Below are 18932 nucleotides of genomic sequence, written 5' to 3'. Positions count from 1 at the left end.
AAGGACGAACGCAGGGGGGCTTGGGCTTCCCGAGACGAACCAACCAGGAGGGCTCGAACATGAAAATCATCGAAGGCATGAAACGTCTCAGAGTGATCGAAAAGCGAATGGAATCGCAGGAGCGAGCCATTACCGAGTATTCATCGAAGCTCTCCACTGAGATGCCGCGCTTCCGGACGAAGGAGGATCAGGCGAAAGAGGTCGCCTCCCTCATTCAGTCGAACAACGATCTGTGCGCGGAATACCTCAAGACGAAGCGCTCGATCGAATACACGAACCTGAAGGTGACCGTGGAGCTTCAGGGAAAGTCCTACTGCATTTCCGACCTTCTCGTGATCAAGCGGAAGCTGTCGAAAATGATGGTGGCGACCTACCGCTCCCTGAACGACTGCATGGCGCAGAGCCGCCTCAGGAGCGCCCCGAAGTTCGACGGAGAGACCCCGAAAGTCGAGGTCCTCTACGACGAACGGGAAAAACTCGAGAACATCCGCAAGTGGCAGGATCTCGAGGACGCGATCGATTCGAGGCTCGAGGTCGTGAACGCGACGACCGATCTGGTCGATATGGAGTAAGCTTCCGGGAGGAGGCGCTTCCGCAGGACTCCTCTCTTCCTTCCTCACGGTTCCGCGCACCTTGAAAAAAGAAGATGAAGCGGCGACGTAAAACGGAAAAATGGGAAAGACCCTGGTCGGGGTGAAGACGCTTGCTTGATACAACACACGCCGGATTTCTGCGGAATGGGCGTCGTGCAGCGCCCTCGCCTGCACCCTCAAGGCTCACGACTGAAGACTCAAGACTGAGACGGCCCCCACGTCGATAACCAGGGGATCACGACTCAAGGGTTATGATTCAAGCAGCCGATGATCGGCTCTTCGGAAGGGCCGGACATTTGACGGAAAAAACCGGATCCGGTGCGCCCTCTCTTTCCCGGGCATTCTCACCGCCGGCTGTCGTCGCTTCACTTTTTCTCAAAAACAACTAAACATGCAGAAACTCCAAGCGCCACGGGTTCGGGATGTCGATGATACGGACGATTTCCCCTTTCACCTGTGTCCGGCGAAGGCCGCTACCATTCAAAATGGACGGGCGGGAAATCCGCGTTGATGATCTCAAACCGCACCGGTTCCTCAAAATGAATCGCAAACATCGCCTGGAATCGTTGGCCGCAGCCGGTGCATTTGTATTCTTCAAGAATGGTGACGCTTTTGTAAGGGTTGCCGGTCGGCGGCAGGAAAATGTCGATGGTCTGCGTGATGTCGTTCGGATGGGAACAGGCGGGACAACGGACGATAAGTGCGGTCGCAGCACTCCCGAGTTTTTTTCCCGAGAATCGAAATTCGCCGCACCGGCACAGGACGGACTGTGTGTAATAGAATACCCACCAGACCGAATACTTCGGTTCCCTTCCCAGGCGTACATCCCTGAGATTTTCGAGAAGTTCTTCGATCATCCCGATGTCGCCTTTCAGCCTGTCGTCGCTCTTTTCCGAAAGCAGGTCCCTGAATTCCACGACGCGCTTCGCGACGTCGTCGAGATGCCGGAGAAAATCGTTGCGATGTTTCTCGCGGGCCTCCCGGAGCCGCGCCCCAGCAATTGTTTCCGCCTTTTCCAGGCTCTCTTTGTAATGCCGGAGCCTGTCGGTTTCCCGATCGTCGAGATATCCCCGCTCATCGGCGAATTCCAGCCCGGATAGCTCGTTGGAGCAATCCTGCACTTTTTCTGAAAGGTAATAAATATCGAAGAGAACAGATTGGAAATCCATGCGATCCTCCTCACTGTACGTGGCTCGTAGTTCTCACGGCTTTTGAAGCATCAAGCCCGTCTCCGGTTTTAGAACGGCGGGCGCATCGCCTCTTCGTCGGAAACGAGATGAATGGCTCCGGGATAACGGGGCCGGTAGTCGGGCGCAAGGCGGAACGACAGCCATGTGCGCCAGTCCCGCGAGTAGGCGCACAGGCCTTCGCCCGGCACGACGGGCATCGTCGATCCGTAGGAATCATGCAGAAACTCCGAGCGCCACGGGTTCGGGATGTCGATGAGACGGATGATTCTCCCTTTCACCGGCACGGCGGCAAGAATTTCGGCGAGGTTCATCTCGAAAATCCCCTTTCATACGGCATTTCGCGGACTCTCTCGAGGTATTCGCGGGGGCCAAAGATCCCAAGGCGCTCCATCAGCCCTTCCTGGAGGACGCGGGAATAGTTCAGCCCCGCGGCCTTGCTCTCGCGGTCCAGCCAGAGCGGAAGCGAGACCGCTCTCGTCGTCGCCTTGTGAAGCATCCGGTCCCGGTACGGCGGCATCCAGACGTCCAGAAGGACCACCACCGAATTCCTCCCGTGTTCCAGTTCAAGAACGGGCGTCGGACGAGGGGCCTCTCCCCGGTCTTCCTCCAATTCCCACAGACGTTTCAAAAGCGCCTTCTTCGCGTTTCGCAGGGCATCTTCATCATTCCGGCCTTCCGCGACGCATCCGGGAAAGTCGGGAAACGCGACGCCGATCCCTTTCCCCTCGCAGCGCGTGAAAAGGGCAGGATACACGTAGCTGTCGTTCATGTTTTCACCTCCGGCAACGCCTGAACGATAACATATAATATTATATGGGTCAAAGGCGACGACCTACGGCAATAAGGCCGTTTGAAAATCCGGGAGGGTAAAACGCAGAAAGCCCCCTCCTCCGTTGCTATACCATGTCGCTGATATGCAAAAACGAGGAGGCGGATCATCAATGAATATCTACATCACGGGGGACACGCACGGAATAATCGAGGCGCATCGAATCCTGGACAACGTCCATGCGTTTCCCCAGTTGCGAACGCTCGCGCCGGAGGATGTCGTCGTGGTTCTTGGCGACTTCGCTCTGCCGTGGATGGCGGACGAGAGAGAAAAAGAGATCATCGCCGGTCTTGCGGCCAAGCCGTGGACGACCGCGTTCATCGACGGCAACCACGAGTGTTTCCCGGCGCTGGCCTCCATGCCGACCGCGAATCGCTGGGGCGCGGACGTTGGCGTGATTGCGCCGAACATCCTCCACCTCAGACGCGGGCGCGTCTACGACATCGGCGGAACCACCTTCTGGTGCATGGGCGGGGCGTTGAGCATCGACCGCGCGATGCGCGTGCGGGGCGTCACCTGGTTCGAGGAGGAGATGCTCTCCCGCGCCGACGAGAAGCGCGGACTCGAGGCCCTCGCCGCGAGGGACTTCACCGTGGATTACGTTCTCACGCACGCCGGTCCGTGCGGCGCCTTTCCGGAAAACAACCTGCCCTATTATTACCAGAACGACGCGGTCGCCCGATACCTCGATTACGTGTATCGCTGCCTCGCTTTCAGGCGATGGTTCGTCGGCCATTATCACAAGGACCACGCCGGAAAGCGCATCCGTCTGCTCTACCAGGACTTCGTCCGGATCACCCCCGACAGCGACGGCGGCGTCTACAGGGATTCCGTCGTCTTCCACGGCAGCTCCCGCGTCCGCCTCGGGTTCACGGGAAGCCGCTACCCCGTCGCGAAAGACGACTCCGAAACCGAAGAAATGTAGCGCAACGAAGGGATCCTGCCAAATCCGGCAGGATCCCCCGAATTTTGGTGGGAGTAAAACGCAGATAGGGTCCGTCTCCCGGTCGTAGGATGAAATCACGGAACACAATACGAACGGGAGGCGACAGCGATGAAAGAAACCGCAGGCTTTCTCGGAGGAACGGATCTTCGGCGCAGAGGCTACCTCGCAGAGGTTCTCAATGTCCTTCGGGAGAACACGACAACGATCTTTTTGTTCAGCAAGGCGGATTCCTGGAAAGGGATCTACCGGACCGGAGATCCGTTCATTGTTCCCGGATGCGAGAACTCCACGCGGATCGATCCGCTCTCGGAGTTCATGGGAGGGCGCTTCGCAGGCAGGACTGCGGTCCAGGCATCCGACCACCTTGCGCAGCTCTTCATCAGCGACAGGGAGATCAGGAATTCCGGACAACTGAGCTGGTGGGATCAATGCGCGCGTCAGCTCCTCTCCGCTCTTCTCCTCACGTCGATGCGCGCATATGCGCATTCCGCCGGAGTCGACGAGCCGAATGTCTCGGGCCGGCTTCTCGGGCTTTTCAACGATCTTTCGGGTTCAAAGACGGACGATATGAGAAAGACCACGTTCGACCCGCCTGACTGGCTGGACTGCATCGAAAACGAAGAATCGAAAGCGACGATCATGAGGCTGATCGGACGGAACTCCTCGGTCACCGCCAATTGCATCATCGCGAGCCTGTCGCCGTATGTCGATTGCCTGAAAGCATTCAGCGGCCTGTATTCCGAGCCCGTCTTCCCCGCTCTCTCCGGCCGTCCGCTCTTCATCGACGTCTCCGCGTTACCGCTCAAGGCTGCCCGTCTGATTCTGGAAAGCGCCTTCGTCAATTTTCCGGAAGGGACGATCGTAGCGGCCGACCTCGAATCGTGGCGCGAAGAGAGCATCATCGAACTTTCGGATTGCGGAAACTCCGAGAGTTCTTCGGGCTGGGATCTTATCTGGACGGCGCGACGAACTGGAGGCATTCCCAACCAGGCGACCGGAATCGCTCCGAAGAGCATGACCTGGGGACATACGAGAGACGTGGAGATGCTCAGAGACTTTGCATCCGTCGTGAAGAATGTAACCGGCGAAGCCTCCGGGCGCCTCACGAGGCTTCCGGCGGAGGCTCCCGACGAACTCGACGAGAAAAAAGCGATCTTTCTCTCCCCCTCGGGTTTTGAACTTGTCGACATGCCGGAAGAAATCGCGCCCGGAGATCCGACGCCCGAACGGAAGCACTTTCGCACGCCGTCCTTTTCGTTGATTGAAACTGAGGGAGCGTACATCCGGAAAAGATACGAGGAAGCCGAAGAAGCGCCCGAGGAAATGTCCGAATCGGACTCCTTACTTCAGGCGTTTTTGGAATGATGCCCCGGCGATGCCGGAAAAAAGGAGGAAACCACGATGATCCCGAGCCATGAGACTCTGACGATTCAACGCATTGCGGCCGATCTCGCGAGAAAGGCGGGCGCGAAAAAAGTCTCCTACGCCCATATCAAGAAGGTGAAGTCATCAATCGACAAGAAGGTTTTCTCAGGGGGCGTTCCCCTGCCGCTCACGTACAGCGCCCGGAGATATTTCGCGAAATGCCTTGAAACGGATCAAAACAAGGATGACGCGGCGTCCGCCGCCGCTGCGACGTCGACGGCCGTAAAGCCCGTTTCGATTTTCGACTCCGTCGGAATCGACCTCACGGCGCGAATGGCGCAGATGATCGCAAACGGAGAGCCGCTTCCCAAAACGATCGGGCGGGATGAGATCGTAACCGCGATCATCGTCACCCTTCTGCGCGAGGGGAAGGGAAACGCGATTCTCACGGGCGTCGCGGGCGTCGGCAAGAGCGCCATCGCCGAAGAACTCGCCGCGCGCACCGCCAGGGAAGAACTCAAAGGTCGCCTGAAAGACGCGCGCGTCGTCCAGTTGAAGCCCGACCAACTCAAGACGCTTGCACAAAACGGAATCCTCGCGGAAACACTGCGGCGGCTCCTCAAGGAATGCCAGGCAGTGGGAAACGTCATCCTCTTCATCGACGAATTCCACGTCGTCATGAGCATCCCGGGGATGGCCGACCTCCTCAAGCCCGAAATCGCTCGCGGGGGCGTCCGTCTGATCGGAGCCACCACCCGCAGCGAATTCCGGGAACTGGTCCGCGCCGACGCAGCGCTCGAGCGTCGCTTCGAGATCATCGACGTTCCCGAGCTGTCCGAGGAGGCGAGCATCGAGGCGCTCAAAGCCAACGCCGGCCGATACGAGGCGCATCACGGCCTCCGGATCGAACCGGAAGCGATCGTCGAAGCCGTCCGGACAAGCGCTCGATACATCACGGCGCGCCGACTGCCGGACAAGGCGTTCGACGTCCTCGACAGCACGTGCAGCAGGAGCGTGATGAAAGGCCGCGACACCGTGACGGCGGTCGACATCCGCGACTGCGTTTCCGACATGACCCACATCTCCCTCGCCGGGCGGGAGGACTCGCACGCACGGATGCGCACGCTCGAGAACACGCTTCGCGAACGCATCATCGGACAGGAAGAAGCCATCCGTTCCATCTGCGACGTTTTTGTGCTTCGCGAAACGGACATGGCCCCGACGAATAAACCGGCGTCGCTTCTCTTCGCCGGGCCCACAGGAGTCGGAAAGACCGAGACGGCGAAGGCGACCGCATCGGCGATCTTCGGAGACAAGGACAGCTTCATCACGCTCGACATGACCGAATACTCCGATTCGATGGGCCTCTCTCGCCTTATCGGATCGTCCCCCGGTTACGTCGGTTATGGAAAGGGCGGGGTACTGACCGAACGCCTCCGCACCAGACCGGACTCCCTGATCCTCGTCGACGAATTCGAGAAGGCGCATAGTGATGTGCAACTTGTCTTCATGCAGCTTCTCGACGAGGGACGCCTCACCGACGGACAGGGCGAAACGGTGAACTGCGCCAACGCAGTCGTCGTGATGACGACAAACGCGGCTTTCACGGAAGAGGGGGCGATCGGGACAAGGCAGGCGGCTATCGGATTCAGCTCTGACCCGAAAACCGCGTACGAAGACACGGACGGCAAGGCGCGGCTTTTCCTGTCGAAGTTTTTCGCGCCTGAGATTCTGAACCGGTTCGACAGCGTCGTCCTCTTCAATCAACTCGGCAAGGGGGACATGGGGCGGATCGTCGATATTCGCATCGCGGAAGCGGTCCGGACCGCCGAGAGGAAAGGATACTCCGCAACGGTCGGCGACGATGTCAGGAGTCTCGTTATCGAGCGTTCCAACGTCACGCGGTATGGAGCTCGCGGCATCGTCCGAACCGTTCGGAAACTCGTCAAGCTGCCGATGGCCCGCTTCATGCGATCCGACGAAGGCTTGACGGAACGGCGCTTCACGCTCTCCGTCACGGAGAACAACGTGACGGCGCACGCCGCGCAGGAGCCGGAACCCGCGCCCGGCGGAACGGCGTCACAAGGGGGCTCTCAATGATCCTGTAACGACGGTTCTGCCGCCTGCGGCGTCGAAGAAGGGCCCTCGTGCAAACGGGGGGCCCTTCTTCGACGGACAGCCTGGAGAATAAATCCATGAAGTGCGGAAAGAACTATAATTACATCATTTTAATTAAACATTGTTGACGATTATAAATTTGCGTCATATAATTTCCATAATATCTCTTTCAAGGAGCTGGGCCAATGTCTGATGAACTCTGGAAACACCGCCGTTCCGGGGAGGAAAGCGCAAAGGAGAACGATCCCCGGAATCCGTATGAACACGACTACGGCCGCGTGATCCATTCGGCGGCGTTCCGTCGCCTCCAGAACAAGACGCAGGTTCTGGGCCTCGGCGACAGCGATTTCTACCGGACGCGCCTGACGCACTCGATGGAGGTCGCGCAGGTCGGCGCCGGGATCACGACGTATCTCAGCCGAAATACCGAAGAAGATCGCTCCAAATATCAGGCTATTCTGCCGGAAGACCGCCTGATCCAGGCCATCTGCCTCGCGCACGACATCGGCAATCCCCCATTCGGCCACGGCGGCGAGATAGCGCTGAACGAGATGATGCGTCAACACGGAGGTTTCGAGGGAAACGGCCAGACGCTCCGGATCCTCTCGAAGCTCGAAAACTATTCCAACGGCTTCGGCATGGACCCGACGCGGCGCATGTTGCTAGGAGTCCTCAAATACCCCGCCTCATATAGCGAGGCCTGCAACGAAGAAGCGTATTCCGGCGGCCCCAATCCGAAGCGCTTCAAGCCGCCGAAGTGTTATCTCGACGACGAGCTTGACGTCGTCAAATGGATCATCGAGCCGCTGGAGGAATCCGAACGCGAGCTCCTGACAAGTTGCTTCCCGAAGGAAGAGGGAAAGCATTTGAAGACGCGGTTCAAGTCGCTCGGCACCTCGATCATGGAGCTGGCGGACGACATCTCCTACGGCGTTCACGATCTCGAAGACGCCGTATCGCTCAGACTCATCACCGAAAAGAACTGGAACGAGACTCTGGAAGGCTTCAAATCGTCCATTCCGAAGGGGCTCATCGATCTCGACGGAATACGGGAAAATCTCTTCAGCGAACGCGAATATCTCGTCAAACACACGATCGGCGAGCTGGTGCATTTCTTCATCTCTAACTCGAAGATTATCGAACAAGATGCCGGCTTTACGATGCCACTCCTGAAATACATCGTGACGCTGAACGAGAATGCGCGCAAGCTGCTCGAATTCCTGACGAGGCTCGTCCAGGAAAGGGTCATCGCCAGCCAGACCGTACAGCTTCTGGAATTCAAGGGACAAAAGATCATCAAGCGGCTTTTTTCCGCGCTCAATGAAGACCCGAAGAGTTTTCTGAACGAATCCGCACGGAAGAAGTATTCCGAAGCGCCGAATGAACAGAAGATGCGCGTGCTCTGCGATTATGTCGCGGGGATGACCGACGAATACGCTGCGCGCCTGTACTCGATGATCTTCCAGCCGCGTTCCGGCTCGGTCTTCGACCGTCTGTAGCCGGCTTCCCGGACGGAGGAAGGAGCAGGCATGGATTCAAAACGGGACGGCCTTCTTGACGAGCATATCAAACGAGATATCGCCGTCGATATTATGTCGATGATTCTCGCCAAGAGACTGAGGGAGGGCGCAACGGATGAAGAGATGAAATTCCTCATGTCCGAGCGCTATGCGATGTACACCGGCGACGCGAAAACCATTGAAAAGATACTGACGGTGTACGCCGAGGAGATTCGCGACTCGTTCTAGCACGCTTTGGAGGATTCAAGGCCGACTCCCCGAGCGGATGGAAAAGGCGCCCGCGCCGCCGGAGATTCAGGTCGTGCTCGTATTTAGGGCAGACTCGTCAGGACTGGAGGGTATTGCATGAAACCGAAAAAAGACGCCCCCATCGAAGATACGTTTCCGCGGAGCCTTACCCCGGAACGCGAAGCGGATCTGTGGAGGACTTGCGTCAGATGTACTCTCAAGAAACGAGTCCAGAAAAATGTCGCATGGGCATACGAACAGATCTGTCGCGACAGTTTCTCGCCGAACCCCTCCTCTCCCGATGTTTTCGATGTCGACCCCCGCACGATGGCGGACCTCCGGATGGCCGTCCGTGCATTCTGGAAATATGTCGACGTGAAGAAAGCGCCGACGGCCGAGGATACAAAGACTCTTCTCGAAACCGTGATCCGCGCGTGTGAGCCTCGCAGCCAAAGGAATACGTCTTCCGAGCCCGAAATGAATAACAGAATGGAGCTCATTGTATTCGCGGAAAACAGAAATCTCTTCTCTGGCCCCGCCGGCAAGGCTGACTGCGCCCCTTTCGAGATCTGCGACATCGCGCCCCTGTATCAACGCGTCGAACCCCAGGTCGAGCGCATCCTGAAAAAGATAGAACAAGAGCCGGATACCTACTGGAGGAACACGCTCACGAAGGTTCAGTTTGTCAGCCGCGTCCGGGGCAAACGGAGGGGAACCTGCTACACGAAAGAAGTTTTCGATCTGCTCTGCGATTATGACGAATTCCGGACGATCCGCCGTATGAAAAAGCCGCGCTCCGCAGAGGAGAAGCAAGCGACGTGGAACTTCTGGAAAGCCAGCAAGAAGAAGCTCAGAGAACCGGCGGAATGGATGGACCGCGTGAGCGTTCCCGGTGTTGAATGTCTCCCTGACGAACCGGACCGATGAACGCCGGGGGAGAGACTTTCCGAAACGACGCAACGGATTCGTCGAATTCACGCCCGGAATTTATTGTGAAGCAGGATATCCGCCAGCCATAAGGGCATTTTGGGTGCGACCGACACAAGCCGGTCGAAATCCTCGGGCTCCATGTTTTCCTTGATGGTCTTCATGATGTCCTCGTCGACCTCTTTCGGGCCGAGATAGAGCAATGCGATGGCCGCCGCGCCGGCCATGCTTCCCATAATCGGAGCTATGGCTTTTTTTCGTGGCGCCGATTTCAGATATATCGGTTGTCCTTTATCGAATCGAAGCACGCGCGAACGTCCCGTAGTACAACATACTAGAGCCATCTGGTTTTGCGTCGTCAGCCTCAACGCGGAGAGCGCCCGCTCCGGGCTGACCTCGAAGACCTCTTCCGTCAACCGCGAGATCGCTTTCATGATTGCTTTTGGCAACGCAGATACTTTGCCGAAAAGCTTGGACATCTTCGGTAAAACGTACAACCCCCGCATCAGACGAAACAGTTTCTCCGCGCGAACCAGCCTCGACAACGCGTGCGAAACCGTCGTCCTCTTTCCGAGGTGCGATAGCTCGCACGTCCAGAAGGGGTTTCCCTCGCCCATCTGTCGCGCAAACTCCATGATGCGCTCGTCGATTCCTCCGGGCGTCTTCTCCGGGTTCTTCGTATCCGTCGAATTTGATGTGTTCATGAAATGACCTCTTTTTGCCGGATATAATACCGGTTTTTCTGATCAATACCAGAGAGCGATATTACGACCGAAGCCTGGGACGTTCCCGCCGCCGGATTCATATTCGTTTCGGCTCCGTTTCGCGGAACCGACACCGCGGAAGAAAAACCGGGGGGAGTAAAACGCAGACAGGGTCCTTTGGGGTGTTGTACGATTGCCCCGACGAAGAAGATAACGACATTATATCCCTAAGGAGGGGTTCTGATGAAGCGAGGTCTGATCTGCGAAGATGCGGCGGTTGTGCGGGAATGGTTCGACAGGGAGGTTGCCTGGAATCTCACACAGGGCAACCCGATCGTCGTCGTATCCGACACCGTTTCGAACCTCCCCGACGCTGCGGCCACCGCGCCGGTGTTCGCCGCCGGCGCGAATGTCGTCATCGACCCGGCGTTCGAATGCCTCCTCGCCTCCAGGTCCATTCTCGGAGCCGCCCTGCGGTTCTCTTGCTTCGCGCGCAGAAGAGAAGACGAAGCATCCGCGGATTTCGACACCTCCCTCTCCGCCGCGGGTTCTTTGCTGGAATCGCTTTTCACCGACGTCCTTCCGGCATGGATCGATGCGGGGGACACGGTGTCGCTGACCGAAGCGATCTTCCGCCGGTGCGCGGATCGCGCCGCAATCGACGACAACTACAAGATGCCGATGGGCATTCTCGAGACGATTCCGCCCGTCCTCCGTCAGGGGAGGGGCGGCGTCAAAATGCGCGAATGGGGGCCGAAAATCCTCCGCGTCCGCCCGTCGGATTTCGGCGGCCGATGGCATTTGCGTTTCCTTTTCGACGCGCTCCGTATCGCGTTGCAGCCGTTCACGATGCTTGTTCCCGACATCGACCGTCTCCCTGCGGAAACCCAGAGGGAGATCGAACGCTGCATGCGTTTCGGATGCAGCGTTCCCGAAACCGATCAGGACACGGCGTTCGGACTGTGGAACGCAGAAGGCTGCAATCGTGTCGAGCCGCTGCTGTACAACGAAGACATTCTCTTCGGACGGTGCCGGAAGAAGGAGAATCTCCGGCTCTTCCGGAAGCTCGTCAACGCCCGTCTGCGCACACGGAGCGGAAAAATCTCGTTTCTCGGCGAAAAGGATCCGACGGAGCTTTCGGGCGGAGTCCTGCTCTTCAAGCATTGGGGGCTCTGGTCTCTCGTGTCGACCGAGACGCCGCATCCCTATTATGCCGATGATGCCGCTTCCCGCGTCGAGTGGGAGGAATCCGAGGACAGGGACTCCGAAATGGAGAGCCTGAAAGCGCTGCTTTCCCGTGCGGATTGGCGCGACACGGAGGAACGCACCGCTCTTGCGCGCAATATCCTCACAGGCGAAGGCGCATTCGCCAACTGGTATTCTCCGGAGGAAAGAAAGACGTTTGAAGCGACTCCGGACACATTGGAGGCGTGGTTACTCCCTACGTCGCCGTATACCGTCATGCTGACCAAGAGCGAGACTCCGGAGGAGGATAGCGAGAGTCTTTACGAGAGGTTTGCGGAAATCGAGAAAGCGCAGGCGCTTTCCGATACCCCTGAGGGCTGCCTGAGAAAAATGGAACGAGAGGCGGAAACCAAGCGGAAGCGGCAGGAGCTGATGGATGCCGATCCCGAGTTTTCCGGGCTTGCGGAGCGCGCCCGGGAGTATGTTCAGCGGATTCCCGCCGAACTGCTCCCCCTCCGCGACCCACGGACGGAACCGCGCAACAGCGATGATGTCGATCCCGAAATCCTCCTGGAGATGGCGAAAGACTCCGCGATCGGGGGCATTTTCTTCGCACAGATTACGGGTATCTGCCCCCAGCAGTTCTACGCCTACCTCGGGACGCGGAGGGTGGGATACGTGCGCCTGAAATACGGCTGTCTGACCTGCGAGTACGACGGATGCGGGGGCGAGGTCGTCTTCCAGGCGACGACCGAAGGGTATGACTGCTTCGAGAACGATGAGGAGAATGTCTTCCTCGTCGCGATCGCGAAGGCGATCCTGCGCCGTTTCGTGGCCGATTGCGACAAGGTCGCGCAGACGCTTCCGGGAGGGGCGTCGTCCGTTCGCGCGCAAAAGTCGGAGGAAGCGGGTGCATGACGTGCGACCGGCGATGTTTTTTTCGACGGTGTTCTGCTGCTCCATGATGTTGGGTTATTTCGGGACGCCGTTTCTTGCCGCTTCGCGGCCGGAGACGGCGATGCGCCTCATGATGCGGACCGGGAAGGAACATGCCGGGGTGCAGGCTTTGGAGTGGTTCCGGTATGATGCGGAGAAGGGATGCGCCGAAGCGCAATACATTCTGGGACTGATGCGTGAGAGCGGTTGGGGGTTGCCGAAGGATGACGCAAAGGCCGCCGTTTGGTACCGCAAAGCCGCGGAACGCGGGCATGCCGCTTCGCAGTACAGCCTCGGCCTGATGGTCGCAAACGGCCGGGGCGCACCGAAAAGCGACGCGGATGCCATTGAGTGGTTCCGCAAGGCTGCCCGACAGGAGCTTCCCGACGCGCAGGTCCGCCTCGGCGTGGCGTACTCGGAAGGCCTGGGCGCGCCGCAGGACGACGCGGAGGCGATGAAGTGGTTCCGCAGAGCCGCCGAACGGGGGGATCCCCGGGCTTTGTTCCACCTCGGGCTGATGTACGCGGACTGCCGGGGCATTCTTTTGCCGGACGTGATACTGGCCGAAGAGTGCTTGCGCAGGGCCGCCGAACAGGGGCATACAGGCGCCCGGAACCAACTCGGCCGGTTCTACCTGTACGGCCCGGTCATGCTGCAAAACAGACTGCGGGCCGCTTCGTGGTTTCTGAAAGCCGCCGAACAGGGGGACGCCGAGGCGCAGAACAACATCGCCATGATGTACGCGAAGGGGACGGGCGTGCCGCTGGATAAACGGGAGGCCTACAGCTGGTTTTTCATCGCGGGGAGATTGGGCCACGCAGAAGCTCGCCGTCACGCCGAAAAACTGAGAGTTCATATCCCCGACGCGGAAGAGATCGAACGCAAGGCCGACGAAACGATCCGCCGGAACGGGTGGAAATGACGCGCCGGTTTCCGGATCGTCGATGCGGAAGTCTCCGGAGACAATTCCCGGGCGGTGACGCCGTTCACCATTCGTTGTTCAAAAACCGCACGACGCGCCGCTGCAAATGCCTTTCGATCGTCCGGAGTCTCTCTTCGGGAAAGGCGTATTCCGGATGCCTTTCAAACGAGAAGTCGACGAGCCGTTTCACTTGCCTGCGCTGAAGTTTCTTCAGAGAGATCGCGCAGAGTTCGGAGTACGTTTCCCTGTAGGGCGGCCTGCGCGTCTGCGCGTAGTTTTCGAGCTTTTCCCCGGTTTCGATCTCGTCGGCCATCGCGTAGCAGAAGAGCGACGCCCCGTTATCGAAGACGGGGGCCGGCGCGGTGATTTTTCCGATGCGGTTGTCCCTGAGGACGCCGAAGTTGCCGAAGTGCCGGTCCTGCTGGTACACAAGGGCGTCGAAGACGATCATGCTGCGGATCGCTTCCGAAAAGCGGGCTCCGAGACTATCGAAAAAGCTGATGCAGGCGAGGATGCCGCCCTGCGGAACGACGACGCCCGCGGACACGAAGGATGTGTCGATATCCGTGAAGAGTCCGCACCGCGACACGAGGCGCCCTTCGCGGAACGTCAGGCCGTATTCGACGGCGTCGAGCTCCATCTTCCGCGCTATCTGCGAGGCGAAATACTCGCTGTACGGTTCGAGCCCGGAGTTGGCGAAGCCGGAAGTTCCGCCCTTGTACAGGTAAATGCCGGTTCCTTCGATCCCCCACGCCTTCGGAAGCATCCCTCCGGTCGTGAGTTCCGGAGTGACGGAGGCGCGGCGGCAGGGCGTGGCGCGTCCCGTGAGGGCGACGGCGCCGAGGGCGTCGTCGAACGGATTTTCATATGCGTTGCATTCGGCGAATGATCCCGTTTCGTCCGACCGCGACACCCGGTAGCTGTCGTTGAGCGACACGCCCTTCGAGGCGTCGAGGATTCCCTTCATGTCGGACCGGCGAAGCCCGAGAGACTCCAGGATCTCGTCGGCGTGGTATCTGTTTTCCGGAATGATCCGGTCGCGCAGCCACGATTCGATCCCCTCGCAAGACGCCGTCAGGCCGTACGGGAACAGGTGCGTCTTTTCGGACAGCACGATCGCATCGCTCACGGCGCATCCGTTTCTCCTCCTCGCGGGGTCTTCCGGGGAGAGGACGAATTCGAGAAGGGGCTCGTCGTACAGCCGCAGCGTGTACCGCGCCGCGTCCTCCGGGCGTCGGACTATTCGAGCCATCGGCGCGCCGTGGCGGTTCGTTCCGTCACGTCGCTGAGGATCTTCGACGCGAGGGACGCGTCGATGCGCGATACGGGGAGCATCTCCGGAAGCGCGTCGTCGATTCGCGCAAGGAGGTCGAGCATCCGTTCCGCGCTCACGTATCGCCGGACGAAGGCGCAGAGCGTTTCAACGTCCTCCGGTTCTTGAACGGCGAGTCGGCGCGCCCCTTCGTCCGTATCGAACAAGAGCGCGAAGTAGGGCAGATTGTAGACCGCGAGGTTCGACACGTCGTACAGCGGCGCGGGGCGGAGTTTCATTCCGTAGGCGGGGGAACCGGACACGACGAACGAGAAGTTCCGAAGGTGCATGTCCGTGTTGCCGATGCACATCGAGAAGAAGAGCCCTTCCGCGAGACTCCCCCGGGAAGCCGCATCTTCTTCATGAATTGTCGTGACGAGTTCTTCCGCCCGGAAATCGTACTTCTCGCTGTCGCTTCCTAGGCCGGTCCCGCATATCACGGGCGCTTCGACAAAGAGTTCGGGTTCATCTCCGGCGACGTCGAACCTTCGCGACAAAAGCCCGTCTCCGATGTCCGGCAGTCCGGTATCGACGAGAACGCTCTTCGCGCAGTCGAGGCCGATCCGGGCGGCGAGCGAACAGAACAGATGCTCGTTCGCGACGAATTCCGGAAGCGACGCATGGCGCGACCACGAAGGGGCCGTCTTGAGGATCGCGTTCCCCCGCTCCCCCTCTTCCGGCAATCGGATGACATCCGGCCCCGCAACGACGACGATCTTGTCCTGCGTTCCGGAAAAGAGCGAAACGTCCCGGGCCCGCCTGGATGCGACGCTCCGGAGGACATCTTCAGGAATCGACAGCGTTCCGGCGACGACGTCGCCGAAAGGGACTTCCGGGAAGTGTTCCGGGACGTCTTTCGCGAGCGCATCGTCAAACGATAGCGCCGGGTGATCGCGGATCGACGTGAGGAGACACAGCGGGTCGGCCCGCCCGACCAGGCTGATCAGGCGGTCGTACCGCCGCCTCTCCGACAGGAGCGACTTGAAAACGCCGAAGAGCCGGTCGCTCTCTCCGGAAAGCCCGGGAAGGCATCCTAATGTCGACGCCCGCCCCGCTTCCGACGGCGCGAAACGGAAGACGCCCCGGTCGTCATGGGAGAGCGTTCCCGCATACGCCCCGCGGAAGTACACGGGAACGTCGCCGGATTCCCGGAGCGGAGAAAGCCCGTCGTTGCGTTCGCCCTCGCGAAGCCATTCGTCGCGCGAGGAGATCCATGAGGACATATTCATCACCGCCTTTGCATTGAACGATAACATATGATATTTTATATGTCAAAGACGCAGGATCGTCCCCGCCCCGGGAGACGAGAGCGCAACATCAGGAGAGATCGGAGGCGAGGGACACGACGCAGGCGGATTCCGGTTCGGCCGTAACGGACATTCTCGACATCCCGTGCGGCGCGGGAGTGTTCCTCTGCGCCGACCACCACCTCGGACACGAGGGCGTGACGGATTTCGAGGACCGCCCCTTTCCTTCGCTCGACGCAATGCGGAACGGTCTCATCGAACGGCACAACGCCGCCGTGACGCGGGACGATGCGACCGTGCTCTTTCTCGGAGACCTGTATTGGGGGTGGGTCGCCGAAGATCCGAAGCATCTGCGGATTGTCCGGGAGTTTCTCGCCCCGCTTCGCGGACGCAAACTGTTGCTGCGGGGCAACCACGACTGCTTCCCGGCGCCGTTCTATCTCGAGGCCGGGTTCGACGCCGTGGCGACGAAGGAGATCCTGCTGCGCTGCGGCGAACGGCGCGACCGGATCGTCCGGTGCGTTCATTCGCCGCAGCCGGTCGTCGGACATCTCGTTTCGGGCTTCGAGGACATGCCCGAAGGATACGGCCGCGTCGCCGCGGTGCTTGAACAGGGCGCGGCGCTTTCCGGCGAGTGGTTCTGCGGCCACGTCCACAGGACGTTCCGAAAGCTCGGCCCGATCGTGAACGTCGGCCTGGACCTCTGGGACTTCGCCCCGGTTCCGCTCGATGCGGCGCTGGCGCTCCTTGACGATCCGGCGACCGTGATTCCCGGGCCGCGAGGCTTCGTCCGGAAGCGGAATTTTTCGCTCTTCTACGACGACGTCTGACCGCGCCGTGCGACTGAAGGATATGACGACCGCGCCCGACTCGCCTCTCCTGGCGAAAAAGCGGAAACAGCTTGCGCTCCCGAGGGATCTCGACCTTTCGTCCCTCGTGCTGACTGCGGACTGGCATCTCTCGCACGCGAACATCCTCCGGTACTGCCCCAACCGGAAGTCCGCCACGATCGAGGAGATGGAAGAATCTCTCGTCACGCGGTACAACGAAATCGTCCGGCCCGGTGACGTCGTCATTTTCGCGGGCGACTTCTTCTGGAAGGGATGCAGGGGGGATTCGGCGTCGTCGGAAACGGTGCGGTTCCGGCTGGAGCGGATGCGGCGCTGTCTCGATCGGCTTCGCGGAAGGAAGTATCTCGTTCGCGGAAACCATGACACGTTCCGCGAAGACGAATATCTCTCCGCAGGCTTCCTCGGGTTCGGCGACGTCGCGGTCCTTCAGGCCGATGGGGACACGTTCACGGTCCTGCACTCGCCCCGGGATGTCGTCGCCCCGTATGTGAAGCGGGCCGGATGCGCCGGCGACCGCTATAGGGGCCGTCCAGAAGATTACGGGGCGCTAAGCGACGTTATCGCGGAAATTCCGGGGCGGTATGTAAGCGGACACGTCCATCGGCTCTGGCGGCGCATCGGTCCGTTCGTCAATGTCGGCGTCGACGTGTGGGACGGGCGCCCGGTGCGGTTCTGCGAAATCCCGCCGCTGTTCTCCCGGGAGACGCAAGCGCGTCCGCCGACATCGATGGGAGATATATGAATACATTATCTCGAACGACTGTATAACATACTACCTTATCTTTAAATTATAAAATATAATTTAAAATAGGAGGTCTTCGTATGAAACCGGGAAACGCCGCTCACAACGAGACGCCGAACCCCTTCGCCCTCACACCGGAGCGAAGGGCGGAGCTGCGCGAGATTCATGCCGGCTGCAACCACAAGAGGCGCGCCATGAAAAGCCTCGCGGAGGCATACGCGCAGGTGTGCAACGTCAGCTACACAAACGACCCCTTTTCCGGCGTTCTCGATGTGGATCCTCTCACGATGGGCATCCTCAGGGCCGCCGCCGAGGAGTACTGGAAACTCGCGCCCCGGGCGGAGGCGCCGACGACGGAGGAAGCGCTGAAATTCCTCGAAAACGCCGTCGAGTACTGCAACGAGCACCTTGACCGAAGAGAACGGTCTACCGACCCCAAGATGCAGAACAGGATGGAACTCCTCATTCTCAAGAACGACCGGAAATTCTTCTCCGGACCCCAGGACAAGGCTGAATTCGCTACGTTCGAGATCCGCGATATTGCGCCTGTCTTCGGGCTCGACGACTCCCGGATCAGGCACATCCTGAAAGCAATCTCGGAGGAGTCCGAAACGTACTGGAGCGACCGGCTCAAGGGCGTTCAGTTCGTCAGCCGCATCGAGGGCAAACGGCGGGAAACCTGCTATACGATCGAAATCTTCGATCTCCTCTGCGATTACGTGGAATACCGGAAAATCCTCCGGATGGCGACTCCTCCAAACAGAGAGCCCCGCTCAACCGAAGAGATGCTGGAGACATGGGACTTCTGGAAAGAGCGCAAGAATAAATACGAGGAGAATGTGGAATGGATGGAAAGCGTCGATCTTCCCTTCGTTCCGGACTCTCCCGACCGGTGAAGTTCGCGCCGCGCATACGGGAGATGATCGAAACGTCTCCCTCCGAAGAGGCGATCTTCACGAGCGACCTCGTCGCCCGGTGCGTGCGCGAGACCGGAACATGGCTTCCCTGCGCGTCATTCCGACGGTTTTATCGATCATGTCTCCCAGTCTGTACCGTTTCGTCCGGATGTACACGCCTCTGGCGCATCGTCGTACAACATCGTCCCTGACGAGCCGCCCAAGCGCCCAGTAGACGATTTTTCTCGCCCGTTCCACCGGAATTTCCGGGCGCCGTTTGACAAAAAGCCTGACGACATCCCCGGTGAGCAACGGCTTGTCGTAGGGACGCCCCCGTACGATGTTCCTGACGACGTGTTCGTATTCGCGATGTTCGACGGTCATTGTGCAACTCCTGTCAGCGCCTTGTCGAGCAGCGCGT

The 18932-nt window shown here is 59.5% G+C and carries 19 protein-coding genes; 12 read left to right on the top strand and 7 right to left on the bottom strand.

The genetic code is table 11. The annotated features are described in order from the left end of the window. The first annotated feature begins 59 nt into the window (after nucleotides 1–59). Nucleotides 60–572, top strand: coding sequence for a hypothetical protein (locus tag ACZ5IU_RS12955; RefSeq protein WP_464417985.1), 513 nt, complete (start codon nucleotides 60–62; stop codon nucleotides 570–572). A 494-nt stretch (nucleotides 573–1066) separates the two neighbouring features. Here the strand turns inward: ACZ5IU_RS12955 and ACZ5IU_RS12950 are convergent, their stop codons facing one another. From ACZ5IU_RS12950 to ACZ5IU_RS12940, 3 genes are all read right to left on the bottom strand, one after another. Next, nucleotides 1067–1762 carry a hypothetical protein gene (locus tag ACZ5IU_RS12950; protein WP_464417983.1) on the bottom strand — a complete coding sequence of 232 codons (696 nt, stop codon included), beginning with the start codon at nucleotides 1760–1762 and terminating at the stop codon, nucleotides 1067–1069. A gap of 68 nt (nucleotides 1763–1830) precedes the next feature. After that, on the bottom strand, nucleotides 1831–2094 hold the full coding sequence (locus tag ACZ5IU_RS12945) for a hypothetical protein (protein WP_464417981.1): 264 nt from the start codon (nucleotides 2092–2094) through the stop codon (nucleotides 1831–1833). After that, nucleotides 2091–2552 (bottom strand): type II toxin-antitoxin system HicB family antitoxin, encoded by a 462-nt coding sequence (locus ACZ5IU_RS12940; protein ID WP_464417979.1) that lies wholly within the window; start codon nucleotides 2550–2552, stop codon nucleotides 2091–2093. Before ACZ5IU_RS12940 ends, ACZ5IU_RS12945 begins: the two co-directional genes overlap by 4 nt. 172 nt (nucleotides 2553–2724) lie before the next feature. Between ACZ5IU_RS12940 and ACZ5IU_RS12935 the strand changes: the two genes are divergently transcribed. The 6 genes from ACZ5IU_RS12935 (at nucleotide 2725) to ACZ5IU_RS12910 (ending at nucleotide 9716) form a co-directional block, all read left to right on the top strand. Further along, the gene (locus ACZ5IU_RS12935) at nucleotides 2725–3537 is read left to right on the top strand and encodes a metallophosphoesterase family protein (RefSeq protein WP_464417977.1); all 813 of its coding nucleotides are present in this window, start codon (nucleotides 2725–2727) and stop codon (nucleotides 3535–3537) included. 129 nt (nucleotides 3538–3666) lie between these two features. Further along, on the top strand, nucleotides 3667–4923 hold the full coding sequence (locus ACZ5IU_RS12930; RefSeq protein WP_464417975.1) for a hypothetical protein: 1257 nt from the start codon (nucleotides 3667–3669) through the stop codon (nucleotides 4921–4923). Between the two features lie 36 nt (nucleotides 4924–4959). Beyond that, nucleotides 4960–7023: an AAA family ATPase gene (locus tag ACZ5IU_RS12925; protein ID WP_464417973.1), complete on the top strand. Its 2064-nt coding sequence runs from the start codon at nucleotides 4960–4962 to the stop codon at nucleotides 7021–7023. Between the two features lie 203 nt (nucleotides 7024–7226). Continuing rightward, a complete protein-coding gene (locus ACZ5IU_RS12920; RefSeq protein ID WP_464417971.1) occupies nucleotides 7227–8540 on the top strand; it encodes an anti-phage deoxyguanosine triphosphatase in 1314 nt (437 codons plus the stop codon). 30 nt (nucleotides 8541–8570) lie between these two features. Next, nucleotides 8571–8789 (top strand): hypothetical protein, encoded by a 219-nt coding sequence (locus ACZ5IU_RS12915; RefSeq protein WP_464417969.1) that lies wholly within the window; start codon nucleotides 8571–8573, stop codon nucleotides 8787–8789. A 117-nt stretch (nucleotides 8790–8906) separates the two neighbouring features. Then, nucleotides 8907–9716, top strand: a complete 810-nt coding sequence (locus ACZ5IU_RS12910; RefSeq protein ID WP_464417967.1) for a hypothetical protein — start codon at nucleotides 8907–8909, stop codon at nucleotides 9714–9716. Between the two features lie 47 nt (nucleotides 9717–9763). Here ACZ5IU_RS12910 and ACZ5IU_RS12905 read toward each other — a convergent pair whose 3' ends face one another. After that, nucleotides 9764–10420 carry a DUF6088 family protein gene (locus ACZ5IU_RS12905; protein ID WP_464417965.1) on the bottom strand — a complete coding sequence of 219 codons (657 nt, stop codon included), beginning with the start codon at nucleotides 10418–10420 and terminating at the stop codon, nucleotides 9764–9766. Between the two features lie 243 nt (nucleotides 10421–10663). On the opposite strand from ACZ5IU_RS12905, the gene ACZ5IU_RS12900 reads away from it, so the two are divergent. Both ACZ5IU_RS12900 and ACZ5IU_RS12895 read left to right on the top strand, forming a co-directional pair. Then, entirely contained in the window at nucleotides 10664–12523 is a 1860-nt protein-coding gene (locus ACZ5IU_RS12900) for a hypothetical protein (protein ID WP_464417963.1), read from the top strand. After that, nucleotides 12516–13463, top strand: coding sequence for a tetratricopeptide repeat protein (locus ACZ5IU_RS12895; protein WP_464417961.1), 948 nt, complete (start codon nucleotides 12516–12518; stop codon nucleotides 13461–13463). The genes ACZ5IU_RS12900 and ACZ5IU_RS12895 overlap by 8 nt, the downstream gene beginning before the upstream one ends. A 64-nt stretch (nucleotides 13464–13527) precedes the next feature. Here the strand turns inward: ACZ5IU_RS12895 and ACZ5IU_RS12890 are convergent, their stop codons facing one another. Beyond that, entirely contained in the window at nucleotides 13528–14715 is a 1188-nt protein-coding gene (locus ACZ5IU_RS12890; RefSeq protein WP_464417959.1) for a HipA domain-containing protein, read from the bottom strand. Then, entirely contained in the window at nucleotides 14703–15998 is a 1296-nt protein-coding gene (locus ACZ5IU_RS12885) for a HipA domain-containing protein (RefSeq protein WP_464417957.1), read from the bottom strand. The genes ACZ5IU_RS12890 and ACZ5IU_RS12885 overlap by 13 nt, the downstream gene beginning before the upstream one ends. 182 nt (nucleotides 15999–16180) lie before the next feature. Here ACZ5IU_RS12885 and ACZ5IU_RS12880 point away from each other — a divergent pair, with 182 nt between their 5' ends. From ACZ5IU_RS12880 to ACZ5IU_RS12870, 3 genes are all read left to right on the top strand, one after another. Then, a complete protein-coding gene (locus tag ACZ5IU_RS12880; RefSeq protein WP_464417955.1) occupies nucleotides 16181–16852 on the top strand; it encodes a metallophosphoesterase in 672 nt (223 codons plus the stop codon). Between the two features lie 7 nt (nucleotides 16853–16859). Beyond that, the gene (locus ACZ5IU_RS12875) at nucleotides 16860–17615 is read left to right on the top strand and encodes a metallophosphoesterase (protein WP_464417953.1); all 756 of its coding nucleotides are present in this window, start codon (nucleotides 16860–16862) and stop codon (nucleotides 17613–17615) included. Between the two features lie 80 nt (nucleotides 17616–17695). After that, nucleotides 17696–18511, top strand: coding sequence for a hypothetical protein (locus ACZ5IU_RS12870; RefSeq protein WP_464417951.1), 816 nt, complete (start codon nucleotides 17696–17698; stop codon nucleotides 18509–18511). 57 nt (nucleotides 18512–18568) lie between these two features. Here ACZ5IU_RS12870 and ACZ5IU_RS12865 read toward each other — a convergent pair whose 3' ends face one another. Beyond that, complete coding sequence (locus tag ACZ5IU_RS12865; RefSeq protein ID WP_464417949.1) at nucleotides 18569–18895, bottom strand: hypothetical protein; 327 nt, start codon at nucleotides 18893–18895, stop codon at nucleotides 18569–18571. Between the last annotated feature and the right edge of the window lie 37 nt (nucleotides 18896–18932).

The sequence above is a fragment of the Lactivibrio alcoholicus genome (assembly GCF_055390895.1).
The sequence above is the reverse complement of the archived record's forward strand: the minus strand, read 5'-3'. Positions and strand labels throughout refer to the sequence as shown.

Excerpts from the sequence above, each read along its gene's own strand:
- ACZ5IU_RS12955 (WP_464417985.1), top strand. The coding sequence starts at position 60 with ATGAAAATCATCGAAGGCATGAAACGTCTCAGAGTGATCGAAAAGCGA.
- ACZ5IU_RS12950 (WP_464417983.1), bottom strand. The coding sequence starts at position 1,762 with ATGGATTTCCAATCTGTTCTCTTCGATATTTATTACCTTTCAGAAAAA.
- ACZ5IU_RS12945 (WP_464417981.1), bottom strand. The coding sequence starts at position 2,094 with ATGAACCTCGCCGAAATTCTTGCCGCCGTGCCGGTGAAAGGGAGAATC.
- ACZ5IU_RS12940 (WP_464417979.1), bottom strand. The coding sequence starts at position 2,552 with ATGAACGACAGCTACGTGTATCCTGCCCTTTTCACGCGCTGCGAGGGG.
- ACZ5IU_RS12935 (WP_464417977.1), top strand. The coding sequence starts at position 2,725 with ATGAATATCTACATCACGGGGGACACGCACGGAATAATCGAGGCGCAT.
- ACZ5IU_RS12930 (WP_464417975.1), top strand. The coding sequence starts at position 3,667 with ATGAAAGAAACCGCAGGCTTTCTCGGAGGAACGGATCTTCGGCGCAGA.
- ACZ5IU_RS12925 (WP_464417973.1), top strand. The coding sequence starts at position 4,960 with ATGATCCCGAGCCATGAGACTCTGACGATTCAACGCATTGCGGCCGAT.
- ACZ5IU_RS12920 (WP_464417971.1), top strand. The coding sequence starts at position 7,227 with ATGTCTGATGAACTCTGGAAACACCGCCGTTCCGGGGAGGAAAGCGCA.
- ACZ5IU_RS12915 (WP_464417969.1), top strand. The coding sequence starts at position 8,571 with ATGGATTCAAAACGGGACGGCCTTCTTGACGAGCATATCAAACGAGAT.
- ACZ5IU_RS12910 (WP_464417967.1), top strand. The coding sequence starts at position 8,907 with ATGAAACCGAAAAAAGACGCCCCCATCGAAGATACGTTTCCGCGGAGC.
- ACZ5IU_RS12905 (WP_464417965.1), bottom strand. The coding sequence starts at position 10,420 with ATGAACACATCAAATTCGACGGATACGAAGAACCCGGAGAAGACGCCC.
- ACZ5IU_RS12900 (WP_464417963.1), top strand. The coding sequence starts at position 10,664 with ATGAAGCGAGGTCTGATCTGCGAAGATGCGGCGGTTGTGCGGGAATGG.
- ACZ5IU_RS12890 (WP_464417959.1), bottom strand. The coding sequence starts at position 14,715 with ATGGCTCGAATAGTCCGACGCCCGGAGGACGCGGCGCGGTACACGCTG.
- ACZ5IU_RS12885 (WP_464417957.1), bottom strand. The coding sequence starts at position 15,998 with ATGTCCTCATGGATCTCCTCGCGCGACGAATGGCTTCGCGAGGGCGAA.
- ACZ5IU_RS12870 (WP_464417951.1), top strand. The coding sequence starts at position 17,696 with ATGAAACCGGGAAACGCCGCTCACAACGAGACGCCGAACCCCTTCGCC.
- ACZ5IU_RS12865 (WP_464417949.1), bottom strand. The coding sequence starts at position 18,895 with ATGACCGTCGAACATCGCGAATACGAACACGTCGTCAGGAACATCGTA.